This window comes from Aureimonas frigidaquae, assembly GCF_001463905.1.
GTDB lineage: Bacteria > Pseudomonadota > Alphaproteobacteria > Rhizobiales > Rhizobiaceae > Aureimonas > Aureimonas frigidaquae.
The window spans coordinates 175,295-189,211 of the sequence record NZ_BBWR01000012.1 but is presented as its reverse complement, the minus strand read 5'-3'; the positions used below and the strand labels follow the sequence as shown (position 1 = coordinate 189,211).

Genomic DNA, 13,917 nt, shown 5'->3' with positions numbered 1-13,917 from the left:
GCCTTCAGTCCGGATCGTCCTCTGGCGCCATGATCGGCGCCTCGATCTCCAGCATCGCGCCCTCGGGCGGGAAGACGAGCCGGACCTTGCCCCCGATCTCGATCGGCAGCGATTGCCGCAGGAGCTTCAGCCCCAGCCCGAAGCGCGTCGGCGGCTCGATGGGCGCGCCCCCCGCTTCACGCCAGGTGAAGCGGACATGGGGTCCGTCCGCCTGCAGCAGCATCTCCCAGGCGATGTCGACATGACCCTCCGCACCCCGCAGCGCCCCGTGCCGGACCGCGTTGGAGGCCAACTCGTGCAGTGCCAGCGACAAGGCGAAGCTCTGGCGCGCCGACAGGCGGATGTCGGGCCCGTGCCAGCCGATCCGGCCGGCCTGCACCACGGGCATGCCGCCGACCGAGCGTTCCACGATCCCTTGTATCGGTGCGCTGGTCCAGCTCGTCTGCGTCAGCACCTCATGCGCCTGCTTCAGCGCCGCAAGGCGGGTCTGAAAGGCTTCCAGCCCCTCTTCGGCAGAGGCAGCGCGGCGCAGCGTCAGGCGTGCCAGGGCGTCCACCATGCCGAGCGTGTTGTTGACGCGGTGGCGCAGTTCCCGCGTCAGCTGCGCCTGCCGTTCCTCGGCCGTCTTAACGTCGGTCACGTCGCGGACGGCCCCGACCATCCGCACGATACGGCCCCCCGTTGCCACCGTCTGCGCCTCCAGCCGCACATGCCGGACGCCGCCGTCACGTTGGGCAAGGATACGGAACTGCAGGTCGAGCTCGGTTTCCTCGGCCGCCTCCAGGGCCGTGCCGATGCTTGTGGCCAGGGCGTCCCGATCCTCGGGCAGGACATAGTCCAGGAAGCCTTCGACGGGTGTGGGCGCATCGGGGTCCAGGTCGAAGATCGAGCGAGCCCGGGCGTCGAGGTCCAGCCGCCGCACGTCCGGAACATAATCCAGCGTGCCGATATCGGCCGCCTCCTGCGAAAGGCGCAGCCGCGTTTCGGCTTCGATCAGGCGCTTTTCGGCCAGGCGGCGTCCGCTATAAGCCCAGCCGCGGTTCAGGATGTCGCGCACGAAACCGAGCTCCTCCTCCTCCCACTGCCGGGACAGCGGGCTGAAGAGGAACAGGAGCATGCGGACTTCCCCATCCTCCACGACCGCCATCACGCACATGGCGGAGATGCGCAGCCCCGACCAGATGTCGGCATGCTCGCGCGTGGCCGGATGCAGGGCGATATCCTCCACCACCAGCAGCCTCTCCTTGCGCAGCCGTTCGAGGATGCGCTGCTCGATCCAGCCCAGCCGGCCCTGAGCGGGCAGCGCGTCGCAACCGGGGCCGGTCCATTGCGCGGTGATCCGGTAGCTCTTGCGGTCGGGGGAGATCACGGAATAGCCGGCATAGCCGAGCTCCAGGGTCTCGCCGATCATGGCAAGCGTGCGGGCCGGATAATCGACCTCGTCGCCGACTTCGCGCAGATCCTCGTCACCCAGGCGCAACAGGGCGGCCTGGCGCGCCTCCCGCCGCTTCTCGCGCGAGATGTCGATGACGGCGCCGGCAAGTCGGATCGGGTTGCCGAGCACGTCGTTGAAGCAGCCGCCCTGGGCAGAGACCCAGTGGGTTCGCCCGGCGCCGTCGATGATGCGATATTCGAGTGACAAGGGCGTACCGCTCCGCACCGATGCCTGGATCCGTGCCCAGATCTGCTCCCGGTCCTCCGGATGGATCGGTGCGATAAAGCGCTCGATGGGCAGGGGGCCCGAAATGGCGACGGTCGGCAGGCCGAAGAAGGCCCGGAACTTGTCGTCCGTATAGACGAGGTCGTTGACGACGTCCCAATCATAGGTGCCCACGAGGGACGAGGTGCTCAAGGCATATTCCAGCCGCTCGCGACTGGCCTCCAGCTCATGCTGGATACGACGCTCCTCCGTCCGGTCCCGCAGGATATGGAGAAAGCCGGCCAGAGCGTCGTGCTCGTTGCGCAAAAGCATGGCCTCGCCGGAGGCGAAGAAATGCAACCCGTCGGCCCGGCGATGCCACCGTTCCTGGCGCGATGCGTTCCGTCCCATGGCATCGCGCATCACGCGGCGGGGCACGTTGGAAAGGACGTCCGCCTCGGTGAAGATCTCCTCGATCGAACGGCCGAGCATGCGGCTTTCAGGCCAGCCGAACAGCGTCGCGGCCGACTCGGTCCATAGCGTGATCTGTCCATCCAGATCGGTCGCGATGATGGCATAGTCGACGATGCTGTCGATGATCAGCTTGTAGCGCGACCGGCTCTCCGCCAGTGCCCGGCGCGCGCCGTTCAGCTCTTCCGACAGCCGCGCGGCATCTGCCTGCGCCTCGGCGAGGCGTCGGGCAAGATCCTCGGTACGCAGCGGCGTCTTGTCTTTCGCGGGCATCGCCTACCGGTGGCTGTGGCAAGACAGGTCAGAACCATGAATGGCGACAGCTAAACCGGCGCACGTAAGTTTAGCAAAAGCTTTCTCCCGGCGGCACGCTTTCTCGGTCGATTTGCTTAATGGCGAATCGCCTTATGGTTGAGGCACCAGGGCACCGCCGCGCACCGCCCGATCCCCCAGCGCCTGTTCGGCGCTCAAGACGGCGGACAGCTCGGCGCATAGGGCTGCAAAGCCCGCCTGGCGCCCCGACGAGGCCCGATAGGCGAGGGCAAGGCGCCGCATCGGGCAGGGTTCCTGGAACGGCAGGAAGGCGATACCGGCATCACGCGATTCCGTCGCCAGCGCCAGCCGCGGCGCCAGGGTAACGCCGAGACCGCCCGATACCATGCGCAGGAGGGTGCCGAGCGATGTCGCCCCCAGCGTCGACAGGTCCCGCGCTTCGACGATCTGGCACACGCTGAGCGCCTGGTCGCGCAGGCAATGACCTTCTTCTAGAAGGATCAGCCGCTCGGAGCGCAGCGCCTGCGGCCGCACCGGCGCGGCGATGCGCTCGGCCTCGCATGCCGGCACGGCCAGGAAGAACGGATCCTCAACCAGATCGATCAGATGGAGCGCAGGGTCGGACACCGGCAGCGCGACGACTGCGCAATCGAGATCGCCTGCCAGAAGATCGGCAAGCAGGCGGTCGGTGACGCTTTCCCGCAGTACCGGCTCAACATCGGGAAACCGCGCCTGGATCCGCCCGAGAATGCGGGGCAGGACATAGGGGGCAACCGAGGCGATCAGCCCCAGCCGGAGGGGACCCGAGAGCTGATCGCGCTGCTGCCCGAAGGCTTCCAGGTCACGGATCTCTCCCATGATACGGCGGATCCGGCTGCGGATCGCCGCGCCGTCCGGTGTCAGGACGACGCCGGACGGCCGGCGCTCGAACAGAAGCAGGCCGAACGCCGCCTCCATCTGGGCGATCTGCGCGCTCAAGGCGGGCTGCGTGATGTTCAGCCGGCGGGCCGCACGCCCGAAATGGAGCGTGTCGGCCACGGCCTCGAAGTAGCGCATCTGTCGAACGGTCAGCATGGCGATAAGATAAAGCTATCGCGCGCTCATGGAAATACGATTGGAATTTATAAGCTGGCTATGTTGGAAGAGTTCCAGCTTTCTCCGGCCAACGGCCGGTATACGGAGTATGAGATGACCGATCGCAAGACGTTGACCACAACCGCCGGTTCTCCGGTGCCGGACAACCAGAACAGCTGGACGGCTGGTTCGCGCGGGCCCGTCCTCCTGCAGGATTACCAGCTCATCGAGAAGCTGGCGCACCAGAACCGCGAGCGCATTCCCGAGCGCGTCGTGCATGCCAAGGGCTGGGGCGCCCATGGCACGCTGACCATCACCGGTGACATTTCCCGCTACACCAAGGCCAAGGCCCTGCAGCCGGGCGCCGTGACGCCGATGCTGGCCCGCTTCTCCACCGTGGCGGGCGAGATGGGCGCGGCGGATGCGGAGCGCGACGTGCGCGGCTTCGCACTCAAATTCTACACCGAGGACGGCAACTGGGATCTGGTCGGCAACAACACGCCGGTCTTCTTCGTGCGCGATCCCTACAAGTTCCCGGACTTCATCCACACGCAGAAGCGCCATCCCAAGACCAACATGCGCTCGCCGACCGCCATGTGGGATTTCTGGTCGCTTTCGCCCGAAAGCCTGCACCAGGTCACGATCCTGATGTCGGATCGCGGCCTGCCAGTGTCGCCGCAGCACATGAACGGCTACGGCTCGCACACCTTCTCCTTCTGGAACGATGCGGGCGAGCGCTACTGGGTCAAGTTCCACTTCAAGACCCAGCAGGGCCACAAGCACTTCACCAATGAAGAGGCCGACAAGGTCATCGGCAAGACGCGTGAGAGCTATCAAGAAGCTCTGTATGGCGGCATCGACCGGGGCGAGTTCCCCCGCTGGACGGTTCAGGTCCAGATCATGCCGGAGCTGGATGCGGAGAAGACGTCCTACAACCCGTTCGACCTGACCAAGGTGTGGCCGCATTCGGAATATCCGCCGATCGACATCGGCGTGATGGAGCTGAACCGCAACCCCGAGAACTACTTCGCGGAAATCGAGAACGCGGCCTTCTCGCCGTCCAACATCGTCCCGGGGATCGGCTACTCGCCCGACAAGATGCTGCAGGCCCGCGTCTTTTCCTATGCCGATGCGCACCGCCACCGGCTCGGCACGCATTACGAGACGATCCCGGTCAACCAGCCGCGATGCCCGGTCCATCATTACCACCGCGACGGTCAGATGAACGTCTTCGGCGGCATCAAGACCGGCAATCCGGACGCCTATTACGAGCCGAACTCCGTCAATGGCCCGTTCGAGGACAAGTCCGCCAAGGAGCCGCCGCTCAAGATCTCGGGCGATGCGGACCGCTACGATCACCGTGTCGGCAACGATGATTTCAGCCAGCCGCGCGCTCTGTTCAACCTGTTCGACGATACGCAGAAGGCGCGCCTCTTCGCCAATATCGCGGCGGCGATGAGCGGCATCCCGCAGGAGATCGCCGAGCGCCAGCTCAAGCTGTTCGACCAGATCCATCCCGATTACGGAATGGGCGTGCGGGCGGCGCGCGAGGTTGCCGATGGGCGCGAGCCCGCCATTTCGGTGACGCCTGGCACGCCGCAGCAGGCAGCCGAGTAAGCCTGCGCCGCGCTTTCGGCGGGGCTCTACACCCGCCTCCTTGAAGGGCCGTCCGCAAGGGCGGCCTTTTTCTGTTCGGGGCTGCCCGGTCCTGGCGTGGCTTGTTCGGGGCTGCCGCGCTCTTGCCGTATCTGCCGCGTTTCAATAGGACGGCAAGAACACATGCCGGATCGGAATGACATGCGCCTTGGTGGTAGAATTGCAGCCGCAATCGACGTGATCGAGGATATGGATGCCCGCCGACGGCCGGTGGCCGATGCCCTGAAGGACTGGGGCCTGTCGCATCGCTTCGCCGGCTCCGGCGATCGGGCCGCCATCGGCAACATCGTCTATGACGTGCTGCGCCGCCGCCGCTCGCTGGCCTGGCGCGCCGGCGACGACGCCGTCTCCGCCCTTGCCTTCGGGGCGGTCCTGGATGCCGGCCTCGACCCTGCGGCGCTCGGCGCGGCCCTGTCCGAGGATCGCTTCGCACCCACCATGCCCTCGCCCGATCGCATTGCGCGCCTGATGGATGGCTCGCGGCTCGACGGCGCGCCCGATGCGGTGGTGGCGGACGTGCCGGACTGGCTCGCCATTCCGCTGGCCCGATCGCTCGGCCCGGATTGGGTGGCCGAATGCCGGGCCATGTCCGAACGGCCGCCCCTCGACATGCGGGTCAATCGCCTCAAGGCCGAGCGGACCGAGGTTCAGGCCGCGCTCGCGCCCTTCGGCGCCGAGCCGACACGCCTTGCGCCCGATGGCCTGCGGATCGCCGCCATCATGGGCGACGGCCGGCACCCGAACGTCCAGGTCGAGGAGGCGTTCCAGACCGGGCGCTTCGAGATCCAGGACGAGGGGTCGCAGCTGGCCGCGCAGCTTTGCGGCGCTGCGCAGGGGCAGAGCGTCCTCGACTATTGTGCCGGTGCGGGTGGCAAGACGCTGGCCCTCGCCGCACTGATGGGCGATCCGTCGACGCTCCACGCTCATGATGCCGACCGCCAGCGCCTCGCCCCCATCTTCGAGCGCCTGCGGCGCGCCGGTGCCGACAGCGTGAAGGTGCACGGCCCGCGCGACGATATGAGCGCGCTCACCGGCGCCATGGACCTCGTCGTCGTGGACGCGCCCTGCACGGGAACCGGGACCTGGCGCCGCCGCCCCGACGCCAAGTGGCGGCTCAGCGAGCAGCAGCTCCATCGCCGCATGGCAGAGCAGGACAAGGTCCTTGCCGCCGCCGCCGCCTATGTGCGGCCGGGCGGGCGGCTGGTCTACATCACCTGCTCGCTCTTGGCAGAGGAGAACGCCGCGCGCATCCGGCATTTCGTGGATGCCGATCCGCGCTTCTCGGTCGAGGATGCCCGCCTGATCTGGGCCGCCCAACTTCCCGACGCGGCGCCGGATGTTGCCGAAAGCCTGATCGCCGGCGGCGCGGGCCTGACCTTCACGCCGCGCCGGACCGGAACGGACGGCTTCTTCTTCGTGCGGCTCCGCCATCGGGGCGCCGCGTGACATCGCTCCCGGCCCTCGCGCGGCCGGGCGGCACGCGTGTCCTGTGCATCATGGCGGCCAGCCCGGAATACGGGCCGGCACTGCGTGCCCGGATCGCCCCGCTCATGGTCGGGGTGGGCCCGGTGGAGGCCGCGCTCGAAACCGGGATCGCGCTGCAGCGCCTTGCCGATGCCAGGGAGCTGCCCGACCTCGTCGTCTGCCTCGGCTCGGCCGGCTCCCGGCATCTGGCGCAGGGTGGGGTCTACCAGGCATCCTCCGTGTCCTGGCGGGACATGGACGCCTCGCCCCTCGGCTTTGCGCCGGGGCTGACGCCCTTCAGCGACCATCTCGTCGAGACACCGCTGCCGACCCCGCTCGACACCGTTCCAAGCGCCAGACTGTCCACCGGCGCCGATATCGTGACGGGAAACGCCTACCTTTCCGTCGATGCGGACATGGTGGACATGGAAACCTTCGCGATCCTGCGGGCCTGCCAGCGCTTCGGCGTTCCGCTGGTGGCCCTGCGCGGCATATCGGACGGCGCCGCGGAGCTGCGCGTCTATGATGACTGGACGCGGCTTCTGGGCGTCCTGGATGTGCGGCTGGCAGAGGCGCTCGACGCCCTGTGGCGCAAGCTCGAGGATGGCTGGCGCATGGCCTGAGGGCACGCTGCCCTCCAGCGCCCGAATCATTCCCCAAAGCCGCAAAATGCTTTATGAGCGGCCATGACCCAGCACCCCGACACCATCCTGATCGTCGACTTCGGCTCGCAGGTGACGCAGCTCATTGCGCGTCGCGTGCGGGAAGCCGGTGTCTATTCCGAAATCGTCCCGTTCCAGTCGGCCGCCGAGGGCTTCGCCCGGCTGGCGCCGAAGGGCGTGATCCTGTCCGGATCGCCCGCCTCAACGACCGAGGAGAACGCGCCCGCGGCCCCGCAGGCGATCTTCGATTCGGGCGTTCCGGTGCTGGGAATCTGCTACGGCCAGCAGACCATGTGCGCCCAGCTCGGCGGGCGGATCGAGGGTGGTCTCCACCGCGAGTTCGGCCGCGCCTTCGTCGAGGTCCAGAAGGGCTCGCCCCTCTTCGAGGGCGTCTGGGCGGAGGGCACCCGGCATCAGGTCTGGATGAGCCACGGTGACCGCGTCACGGCCCTGCCGGACGGTTTCGAGATCGTCGCCACCTCGCCCGGCGCCCCCTTTGCCGCCATCGCCGACGAGGCGCGGCGCTTCTATGGCGTCCAGTTCCATCCGGAAGTCGTCCACACGCCGGACGGCGCGAAGCTCATTTCCAATTTCGTCCATCGCATCGTCGGCCTGGCGGGCGACTGGACAATGGCCGCCTTCCGTGAGCAGGCCGTGGCCGAGATCCGCGCCAAGGTGGGTTCGGGCCGTGTCATCTGCGGCCTGTCGGGTGGCGTGGACTCTTCCGTCGCGGCGATCCTGATCCACGAGGCGATCGGCGACCAGCTCACCTGCATCTTCGTGGATCATGGCTTGATGCGCTTGAACGAGGCGGACGAAGTCGTCTCCATGTTCCGCGATCACTACAACATCCCGCTCGTCCACGTCGAAGCGCAGGACCTGTTCCTGAATGCGCTGGAGGGCGAGATCGACCCGGAGGTCAAGCGCAAGACCATCGGCCGGCTCTTCATCGAAACCTTCGAGGAAGAGGCCCGCAAGCTCGGCGGCGCCGAGTTCCTGGCGCAGGGCACGCTCTATCCCGACGTCATCGAGAGCGTTTCCTTCACCGGCGGACCATCGGTCACGATCAAGTCGCACCACAATGTGGGCGGCCTGCCGGAACGCATGAACATGAAGCTGGTGGAGCCCCTGCGTGAGCTCTTCAAGGACGAGGTCCGCGCGCTCGGCCGCGAACTCGGCCTGCCGGAACGCTTCGTCGGCCGCCATCCCTTCCCCGGCCCGGGCCTCGCCATCCGCTGCCCCGGCGGCATCACCCGCGAAAAGCTCGACATCCTGCGCCAGGCCGACGCCATCTACCTGGACGAAATCCGCAAGGCCGGCCTCTACGACGCCATCTGGCAGGCCTTCGCGGTGCTGCTCCCTGTACAGACCGTCGGCGTGATGGGCGACGGCCGCACCTACGAATTCGTCTGCGCCCTGCGTGCGGTGACCTCGGTGGATGGCATGACCGCCGATTTCTACCCCTACGACATGGAATTCCTCGGCAACACCGCCACCCGCATCATCAACGAAGTCCGCGGCATCAACCGCGTCGTGTATGATGTGACGTCGAAGCCGCCGGGGACGATTGAGTGGGAGTGATCGGTGCTTATAACCTATTGATTGCGGCTGATAATCCGTGAAGGATCTATCACTTATCCTGCATCCTCAACGGCATGTTTCGTAGTGCCGCAATGGTATGCGATCGAAACAGTCGCCGATACCATGATGCGGAGTCTGGCTCGATCATGGTACTGAGTGATGGAACCGAAAGGGGCATGACCGCTCATAGTAGTCCCTACTGCCTCATCTCGTGAGGGCAAGTGGGTCGTCACTGGTAGGATTGCTGACCACCCAGTCCAGACACTTTATAAGGCACAGCCGCGCAAACTGCTCTGCAACCGCGCGGGTTGATGACCAGTCATCGCCGATCTTGTCGTTAGTACCATGGATCGTGCGGCTTCGGCCCAAGCCGTAGATTTCTTGTACAGCGCTGTGCATGGTTGGGCCATCTTTGCGGATTAGCTTGTCGTCCTGCATGCCCAGCCGGGCGCGGATTAGGCTTCTAATTCCGGTTGACTTGCCGCCACTGGCAAGAGCGTCGAGGCATGCCGAGAACTTCACCACTGCCATCAGATCGACCTCATCGCGGCACCCCTCATGGAACCACAAAAGCGCTTGTGCTAAGGTATTCATGAGCTTCGGACGAACGACCTTCCCATCAGGCGAGAGGTAATAAGCGATTGCCTCACCCACCACGTCAAAGACATTGCGGTGCTCAGTCAGTTCGTTCGCCCAGTTCGCAGGACTGACGGTCGGACCATGCGGCAGGCCCCTAAGGTTGCCGCCAGACAGCGTTTTGACATTCGGTTTGAACACCAGAGAGCGCTGGCGGCGAACTGACGGATCAACGAGCAGCCGAAATCCATCTAGCGCTTTGGAGGATACGGCCCAACGCAGGGCAATACCTGTCATTGCAAGGCGTGCAGCGGTCTGCGCTTTGAGGCGCCCGGATTCGGAGGCGAGCCCATCGGTGCGAACGCTGCACACGTAAGGACACCTGCCGACTGCATCTAGAATATCCCTCTCTCGTATGGAATCGACCGATGTCTTGCGCTTACGCAATTTGTTACCAGACCAGACGTGCGTGACACGCCGTGCGGTGATCTTGGTGACATCGCATTCGGAAAGCTTGCGCGAGAGCCAAGCTGAACGCGGCTCAAACTGCACTGGACCTATCCAAAACGGTGCGACCTGAAAGTTTCCAAAGAGGGTGCAGCCGAACACATGCTCAGCAGGACCGTATGTCTTGGCAGGTTCGCCGACGGCCGCGCGGATGGCAGCTATAACAATGCGGGCATTCTCCTGCCGATCATCATCGAGATCGATCAGCATTAGTGCTGGGCCAAAGGCACCCCGTACCATCCAATTCCATTCTTTATCGGTATGAGTGCGGCTTAGGACTGGATCACTGCGCTTGAGTTCTCGGGAAGAAAGCTCGATCAGCCGCTCCATCTCTTGCGTCGTCATAATGAAGCGGTCATTGCCGACGGCAATCTGCCCCGGCAGCGAGAATCCTTCCTCATCCGGATCCGGTATCGATCCGGGTGCTTGCACGCGGATCAGTTCCGCGATCAATGCATCTACATATGATTCCAGTGTCGCCATGGACAAACCCCTTCGACGTAAGTCTAGCACTGTTGCAGTCGAAGGAAACGCACCGCTAATGGCAGCTGCAATCAGTTGCTGTTCGGCAGGCAATCTGCGAATTAAGTCGGCTACCCGCCAGCTCATCGATGACGCAGCGGCGATCATGGCAGAAATAGGCGACAAGCCGGATCATCGCGAACTGTGCCTATCTACCCCCGTTCCTCTAACGGCGGAGCACGATCTTTCGGCCTTCGACTGCGGCGAGCTTGCGTTGAACGACTGGCTGCGCGATCGGGCCTTGAAGAATGACAGCCAATTCTCGCGTATCTTGGTCGTATGCGCTGACAATCGGGTCGTCGGCTATTCCTGCATCTCTGCGGGGTCGGTGGAACTGAGCGCGGCTCCTGGTAAGGTGCGACGCAACGCGCCCGAGCTAATTGCGGTTTCGATCATCGGCCGGCTGGCGGTCAGCATGAACCATGCCGGCTTGGGCCTCGGCGCGGACCTGTTGTCGGACGCACTGCGGCGGATCGCATTGGCCTCGCAAAGCATCGGCATCGGGGCCGTGATGGTCCAGGCGAAGGGTGAAGCGGCCAAAAGCTTTTATCTGCGCTGTGCGGAATTCCTCGAATATCCGGAAGACAGCCGGACTCTGTTCCTGCCGATCGAAACCGTCGTGGCAGGTTTCGACTAGACCGTGGAGCGGTCGCTGCTGTCTTACCGTGATGAGTATGCCGGAGCTGTGTGCGCTTGCGGTCATCTGGGTAAGCTTGGGGCTCCTGACAGGATGCGCATAATGTCTGCCGCTGCCGCTGCCGCTGCCACCCTGCCGGAGGCCGGGGCGCAGTGCGCCCCGGCCGTTGACGGGTCTTAGTTGCTGACCAACCAGCCTTCGCGCTCGAAGAGCTGACGGGCGTTGGCTTTTTCCGTTTCCACGAGCTTGGTGAAGTCCTCGCCCGTCAGGAAGCTGTCGGTCTGGGAGGTGCGGGTCAGCCATTCCTTCCACTCAGGCGCTTCGCGGACCTTGGACAGGACGTCGGCATAGTAGGCCACGGCTTCCGCTGGCACTTCTGCGTTCATCCAGATGGTGCGCGGCATTTTGTAATCCTCGACGGCGATCCCTTCCTCCTTGCAGGTCGGGATGTCGTTCCAGGACATCGTGTCCGTCACCTTTTCCTTATAATCCATGCGCTCGGGCGAGAAGACGCAGAGCGGGCGGACCATGCCGCCGCGCCACTGGGCGACGTTTTCCTGCGGGTTGTTGAAGTTCGCCTCCAGATGGCCGCCGGCCAGCTGTGTGGCTGCTTCGCCGCCGGACTTGAAAGGGATGTAGGTGAACTTGGTGCCGGTCGCATGTTCCAGGTGCTTGGACAGGATCTGGTCCGTATCCTTCGACTGGGAACCGCCGACCTTCAGGTTGCCCTCCTTGGCCTTGGCCACGAAGTCGGCCGCGTTCTCGTAAGGCGCATCGGTATGCGTCCACAGGAGGAACTCGTCCATCGCCATCGCCGCCACGGGCTGCAGGTCGCCCGGCGCATAGGCGGCCTTGGTCACCATGGGGAGCAGCCATTCATTGTTGGTGCCGAAGACCAGCTTGTGCGGATCGTCCCCGGCCAGCTTGCCGTCGACGAAGGCTTCGGTTCCCGCGCCGCCGCCCTTGTTGGTCACGACGATCGAAACCGGCATCAGATCGTTCTTCTGGATGATGGACTGGATGATGCGGGCGAACTGGTCGGTGCCGCCGCCGGCGCCGGAGGCGACGACGAACTCCACCGGCTTGCGCGGCTGAAACTCCTGCGCCAGGGCCGGCGTCGCCAGCATGCTTGCCGTGGCGAGCGCCAGGCCGAGAAGGCGGTTGATGGATGCCATTTCGTGTTTTCCTCCGTTATGATTCTTGTGTGTGGGGTTGCCCGTCGTTGGGACGGGTCAAACCGTTTGACGCGCCGGGGCGCGAGCCTCGGCTGCGAAGAAGTGCGCGTCCTGGCGGCGGCGCAGCGCCAGAAGCGGTGCGGTTTCGTCCAGCGTCACGTCCGCCATGGTCACGGCCGCACCGGCGGGAATGTCCCGCGTCAGCCGCCGACCCGACAGAAGGTAGTAGGGAAGGGGCCGATCGGCTGCGAGGGGTTTGGCCTCCACCAGTTCGGGGCCGACGCCGTCGATCGTGTGATGGTGGCCTTCGGCCTCCAGCAGCGTACCGGCCTTGAGCGCGCGCTGCGTGCGGCCCACCAGATCCACCACCGGTTGCGGCGCGCCGGCCACCGAAACGCCGTTGACCACCGCGTCGAGCAGGCTGATCGGTGCTTCCAGCCCCAGGAGATGGCGGGGCAGCCACAGCATGGCCGCCTTGCCGTTGCGGCTGACCGTATGGCCCTTCTGCGCCAGAACGGACCAGGTTTCGGCATCCTCGCACCGCACGGTGATGAAGACGCCGCCGGCAAAGGAGATGTCCTGCGGCTCCCGCAGGCAATTGAAGACGTCGATCCGGCGCTCGCCCGACAGGAGGCCGCCCATCGCCGCCGTGTCGAAAAGGCTCGGCACCTCGGCAATCCGGGCGATGGGTGCATGGAAGGCCGGGCGGTCCGGCATCAGCCCGGTCGCATTGGCGACGACAGCAAGTTCGCACAGGTCCGGGACCGCAAGCTGCGGCAGCGCGTGCGCCAAGGCGGCGCGCCGCGCCACGAGCTCGGCCGAGGACCCGTCGCCGAGCGCCATGGCATCGACAAAACCGGGCGCGGCCATGGCGCGGCTTTCGCTGGACAGGGTTCCTGTGGCGGCGTCGAAGACGAAATCGTACTCGCTCGACTTGCCGGCGGACAGGATCGGCAGGCCGAGCGTTTCCGCCCAGGTGACGAGCGCGATCAGCAAGGCCGGCTGGTCGCCATCCACCGGCGTGCAGACAAGGCCGAGCTCACGCGCATGCCAGGCAAGGTAAGGGCCGACGACCGAGTCCGTCTCCTTCGTCACCAGGCCCACATGCTTGCCGGCATCCAAACTGGCCAGGGCATGCGCCGCGCCGGCTTCGGCGTGGCCGCTTGCTTCCACGACGATGTCGACCGGCAGGCCGAGCACATCCGCAAGCCGGCCGGCCGCGACACAGTGACCGGCGGTCCAGGCGGCCTGCGCCGCCGCGGGGCTGTCACAGACGGCGATCTGCGCGTCGTCCCAGCCCACGGCCCGGAAGGCGTCGGCCGCGCGCTCGGCCGTCACGTCCACCGCCACACGCACATTCATCAAGGCCATGCGACGGCCCTGGCCGAGCAGCGAACGGCCGAAGGCGCCGGCACCCACCAGGGCAACCTCGATCGGGCGGGACGCGCGGGAAAATCGGCTGTGAGCGTTCACGGCAGGCCTCGTTGTCAAAACGTCGCAACAGCGTTGCGGCCGGATGGCCGCACGGTGAAGACGAAAACTTATGGGGTGCGGAGCCTCCCCGCATGGCCGGCTTATCCAGCTCTTCATTTGGTATACCAAACTGCTGACTGTGCACGCGCTAGTCAATAGAAATTTTTTGGAATTGCGCATCAGCGGGCTTCGTGGGATCGTTTCGAT

General features: G+C 65.4%; 10 protein-coding genes. 5 read left to right on the top strand and 5 right to left on the bottom strand.

Annotated elements, in window-relative coordinates; genetic code table 11:
• Nucleotides 1-4: 4 nt before the first annotated feature.
• On the bottom strand, nucleotides 5-2,383 hold the full coding sequence (locus AUL30_RS13395) for a PAS domain S-box protein (RefSeq protein ID WP_062228394.1): 2,379 nt from the start codon (nucleotides 2,381-2,383) through the stop codon (nucleotides 5-7).
• A 132-nt stretch (nucleotides 2,384-2,515) separates the two neighbouring features.
• Nucleotides 2,516-3,457: a hydrogen peroxide-inducible genes activator gene (locus AUL30_RS13390; protein WP_062228393.1), complete on the bottom strand. Its 942-nt coding sequence runs from the start codon at nucleotides 3,455-3,457 to the stop codon at nucleotides 2,516-2,518.
• Nucleotides 3,458-3,571: 114 nt separating this feature from the next.
• Here AUL30_RS13390 and katA point away from each other — a divergent pair, with 114 nt between their 5' ends.
• From katA to guaA, 4 genes are all read left to right on the top strand, one after another.
• The gene (gene katA / locus AUL30_RS13385) at nucleotides 3,572-5,074 is read left to right on the top strand and encodes a catalase KatA (RefSeq protein ID WP_062228534.1); all 1,503 of its coding nucleotides are present in this window, start codon (nucleotides 3,572-3,574) and stop codon (nucleotides 5,072-5,074) included.
• A 180-nt stretch (nucleotides 5,075-5,254) separates the two neighbouring features.
• The gene (locus AUL30_RS13380; protein ID WP_062228533.1) at nucleotides 5,255-6,559 is read left to right on the top strand and encodes an RsmB/NOP family class I SAM-dependent RNA methyltransferase; all 1,305 of its coding nucleotides are present in this window, start codon (nucleotides 5,255-5,257) and stop codon (nucleotides 6,557-6,559) included.
• Nucleotides 6,556-7,200, top strand: a complete 645-nt coding sequence (locus AUL30_RS13375) for a 5'-methylthioadenosine/S-adenosylhomocysteine nucleosidase (RefSeq protein WP_280137395.1) — start codon at nucleotides 6,556-6,558, stop codon at nucleotides 7,198-7,200. Before AUL30_RS13380 ends, AUL30_RS13375 begins: the two co-directional genes overlap by 4 nt.
• 63 nt (nucleotides 7,201-7,263) lie before the next feature.
• Nucleotides 7,264-8,820, top strand: coding sequence for a glutamine-hydrolyzing GMP synthase (gene guaA, locus AUL30_RS13370; RefSeq protein WP_062228392.1), 1,557 nt, complete (start codon nucleotides 7,264-7,266; stop codon nucleotides 8,818-8,820).
• 204 nt (nucleotides 8,821-9,024) lie between these two features.
• Here guaA and AUL30_RS19765 read toward each other — a convergent pair whose 3' ends face one another.
• Nucleotides 9,025-10,386: a hypothetical protein gene (locus tag AUL30_RS19765; protein WP_157070145.1), complete on the bottom strand. Its 1,362-nt coding sequence runs from the start codon at nucleotides 10,384-10,386 to the stop codon at nucleotides 9,025-9,027.
• A gap of 145 nt (nucleotides 10,387-10,531) precedes the next feature.
• Here AUL30_RS19765 and AUL30_RS13360 point away from each other — a divergent pair, with 145 nt between their 5' ends.
• Nucleotides 10,532-11,062: a GNAT family N-acetyltransferase gene (locus AUL30_RS13360; RefSeq protein ID WP_062228390.1), complete on the top strand. Its 531-nt coding sequence runs from the start codon at nucleotides 10,532-10,534 to the stop codon at nucleotides 11,060-11,062.
• A 176-nt stretch (nucleotides 11,063-11,238) separates the two neighbouring features.
• Here the strand turns inward: AUL30_RS13360 and AUL30_RS13355 are convergent, their stop codons facing one another.
• Both AUL30_RS13355 and AUL30_RS13350 read right to left on the bottom strand, forming a co-directional pair.
• Nucleotides 11,239-12,228 carry a Bug family tripartite tricarboxylate transporter substrate binding protein gene (locus AUL30_RS13355; protein WP_062228531.1) on the bottom strand — a complete coding sequence of 330 codons (990 nt, stop codon included), beginning with the start codon at nucleotides 12,226-12,228 and terminating at the stop codon, nucleotides 11,239-11,241.
• Between the two features lie 66 nt (nucleotides 12,229-12,294).
• Nucleotides 12,295-13,710, bottom strand: a complete 1,416-nt coding sequence (locus tag AUL30_RS13350) for a hypothetical protein (RefSeq protein WP_062228389.1) — start codon at nucleotides 13,708-13,710, stop codon at nucleotides 12,295-12,297.
• Nucleotides 13,711-13,917 lie beyond the last annotated feature (207 nt).

Bases quoted from the DNA above. Each gene is read 5' to 3' on its own strand.
- AUL30_RS13395 (WP_062228394.1), bottom strand. From the start codon at position 2,383: ATGCCCGCGAAAGACAAGACGCCGCTGCGTACCGAGGATCTTGCCCGA.
- AUL30_RS13390 (WP_062228393.1), bottom strand. From the start codon at position 3,457: ATGCTGACCGTTCGACAGATGCGCTACTTCGAGGCCGTGGCCGACACG.
- katA (WP_062228534.1), top strand. From the start codon at position 3,572: ATGACCGATCGCAAGACGTTGACCACAACCGCCGGTTCTCCGGTGCCG.
- AUL30_RS13380 (WP_062228533.1), top strand. From the start codon at position 5,255: ATGCGCCTTGGTGGTAGAATTGCAGCCGCAATCGACGTGATCGAGGAT.
- guaA (WP_062228392.1), top strand. From the start codon at position 7,264: ATGACCCAGCACCCCGACACCATCCTGATCGTCGACTTCGGCTCGCAG.
- AUL30_RS19765 (WP_157070145.1), bottom strand. From the start codon at position 10,386: ATGGCGACACTGGAATCATATGTAGATGCATTGATCGCGGAACTGATC.
- AUL30_RS13360 (WP_062228390.1), top strand. From the start codon at position 10,532: ATGGCAGAAATAGGCGACAAGCCGGATCATCGCGAACTGTGCCTATCT.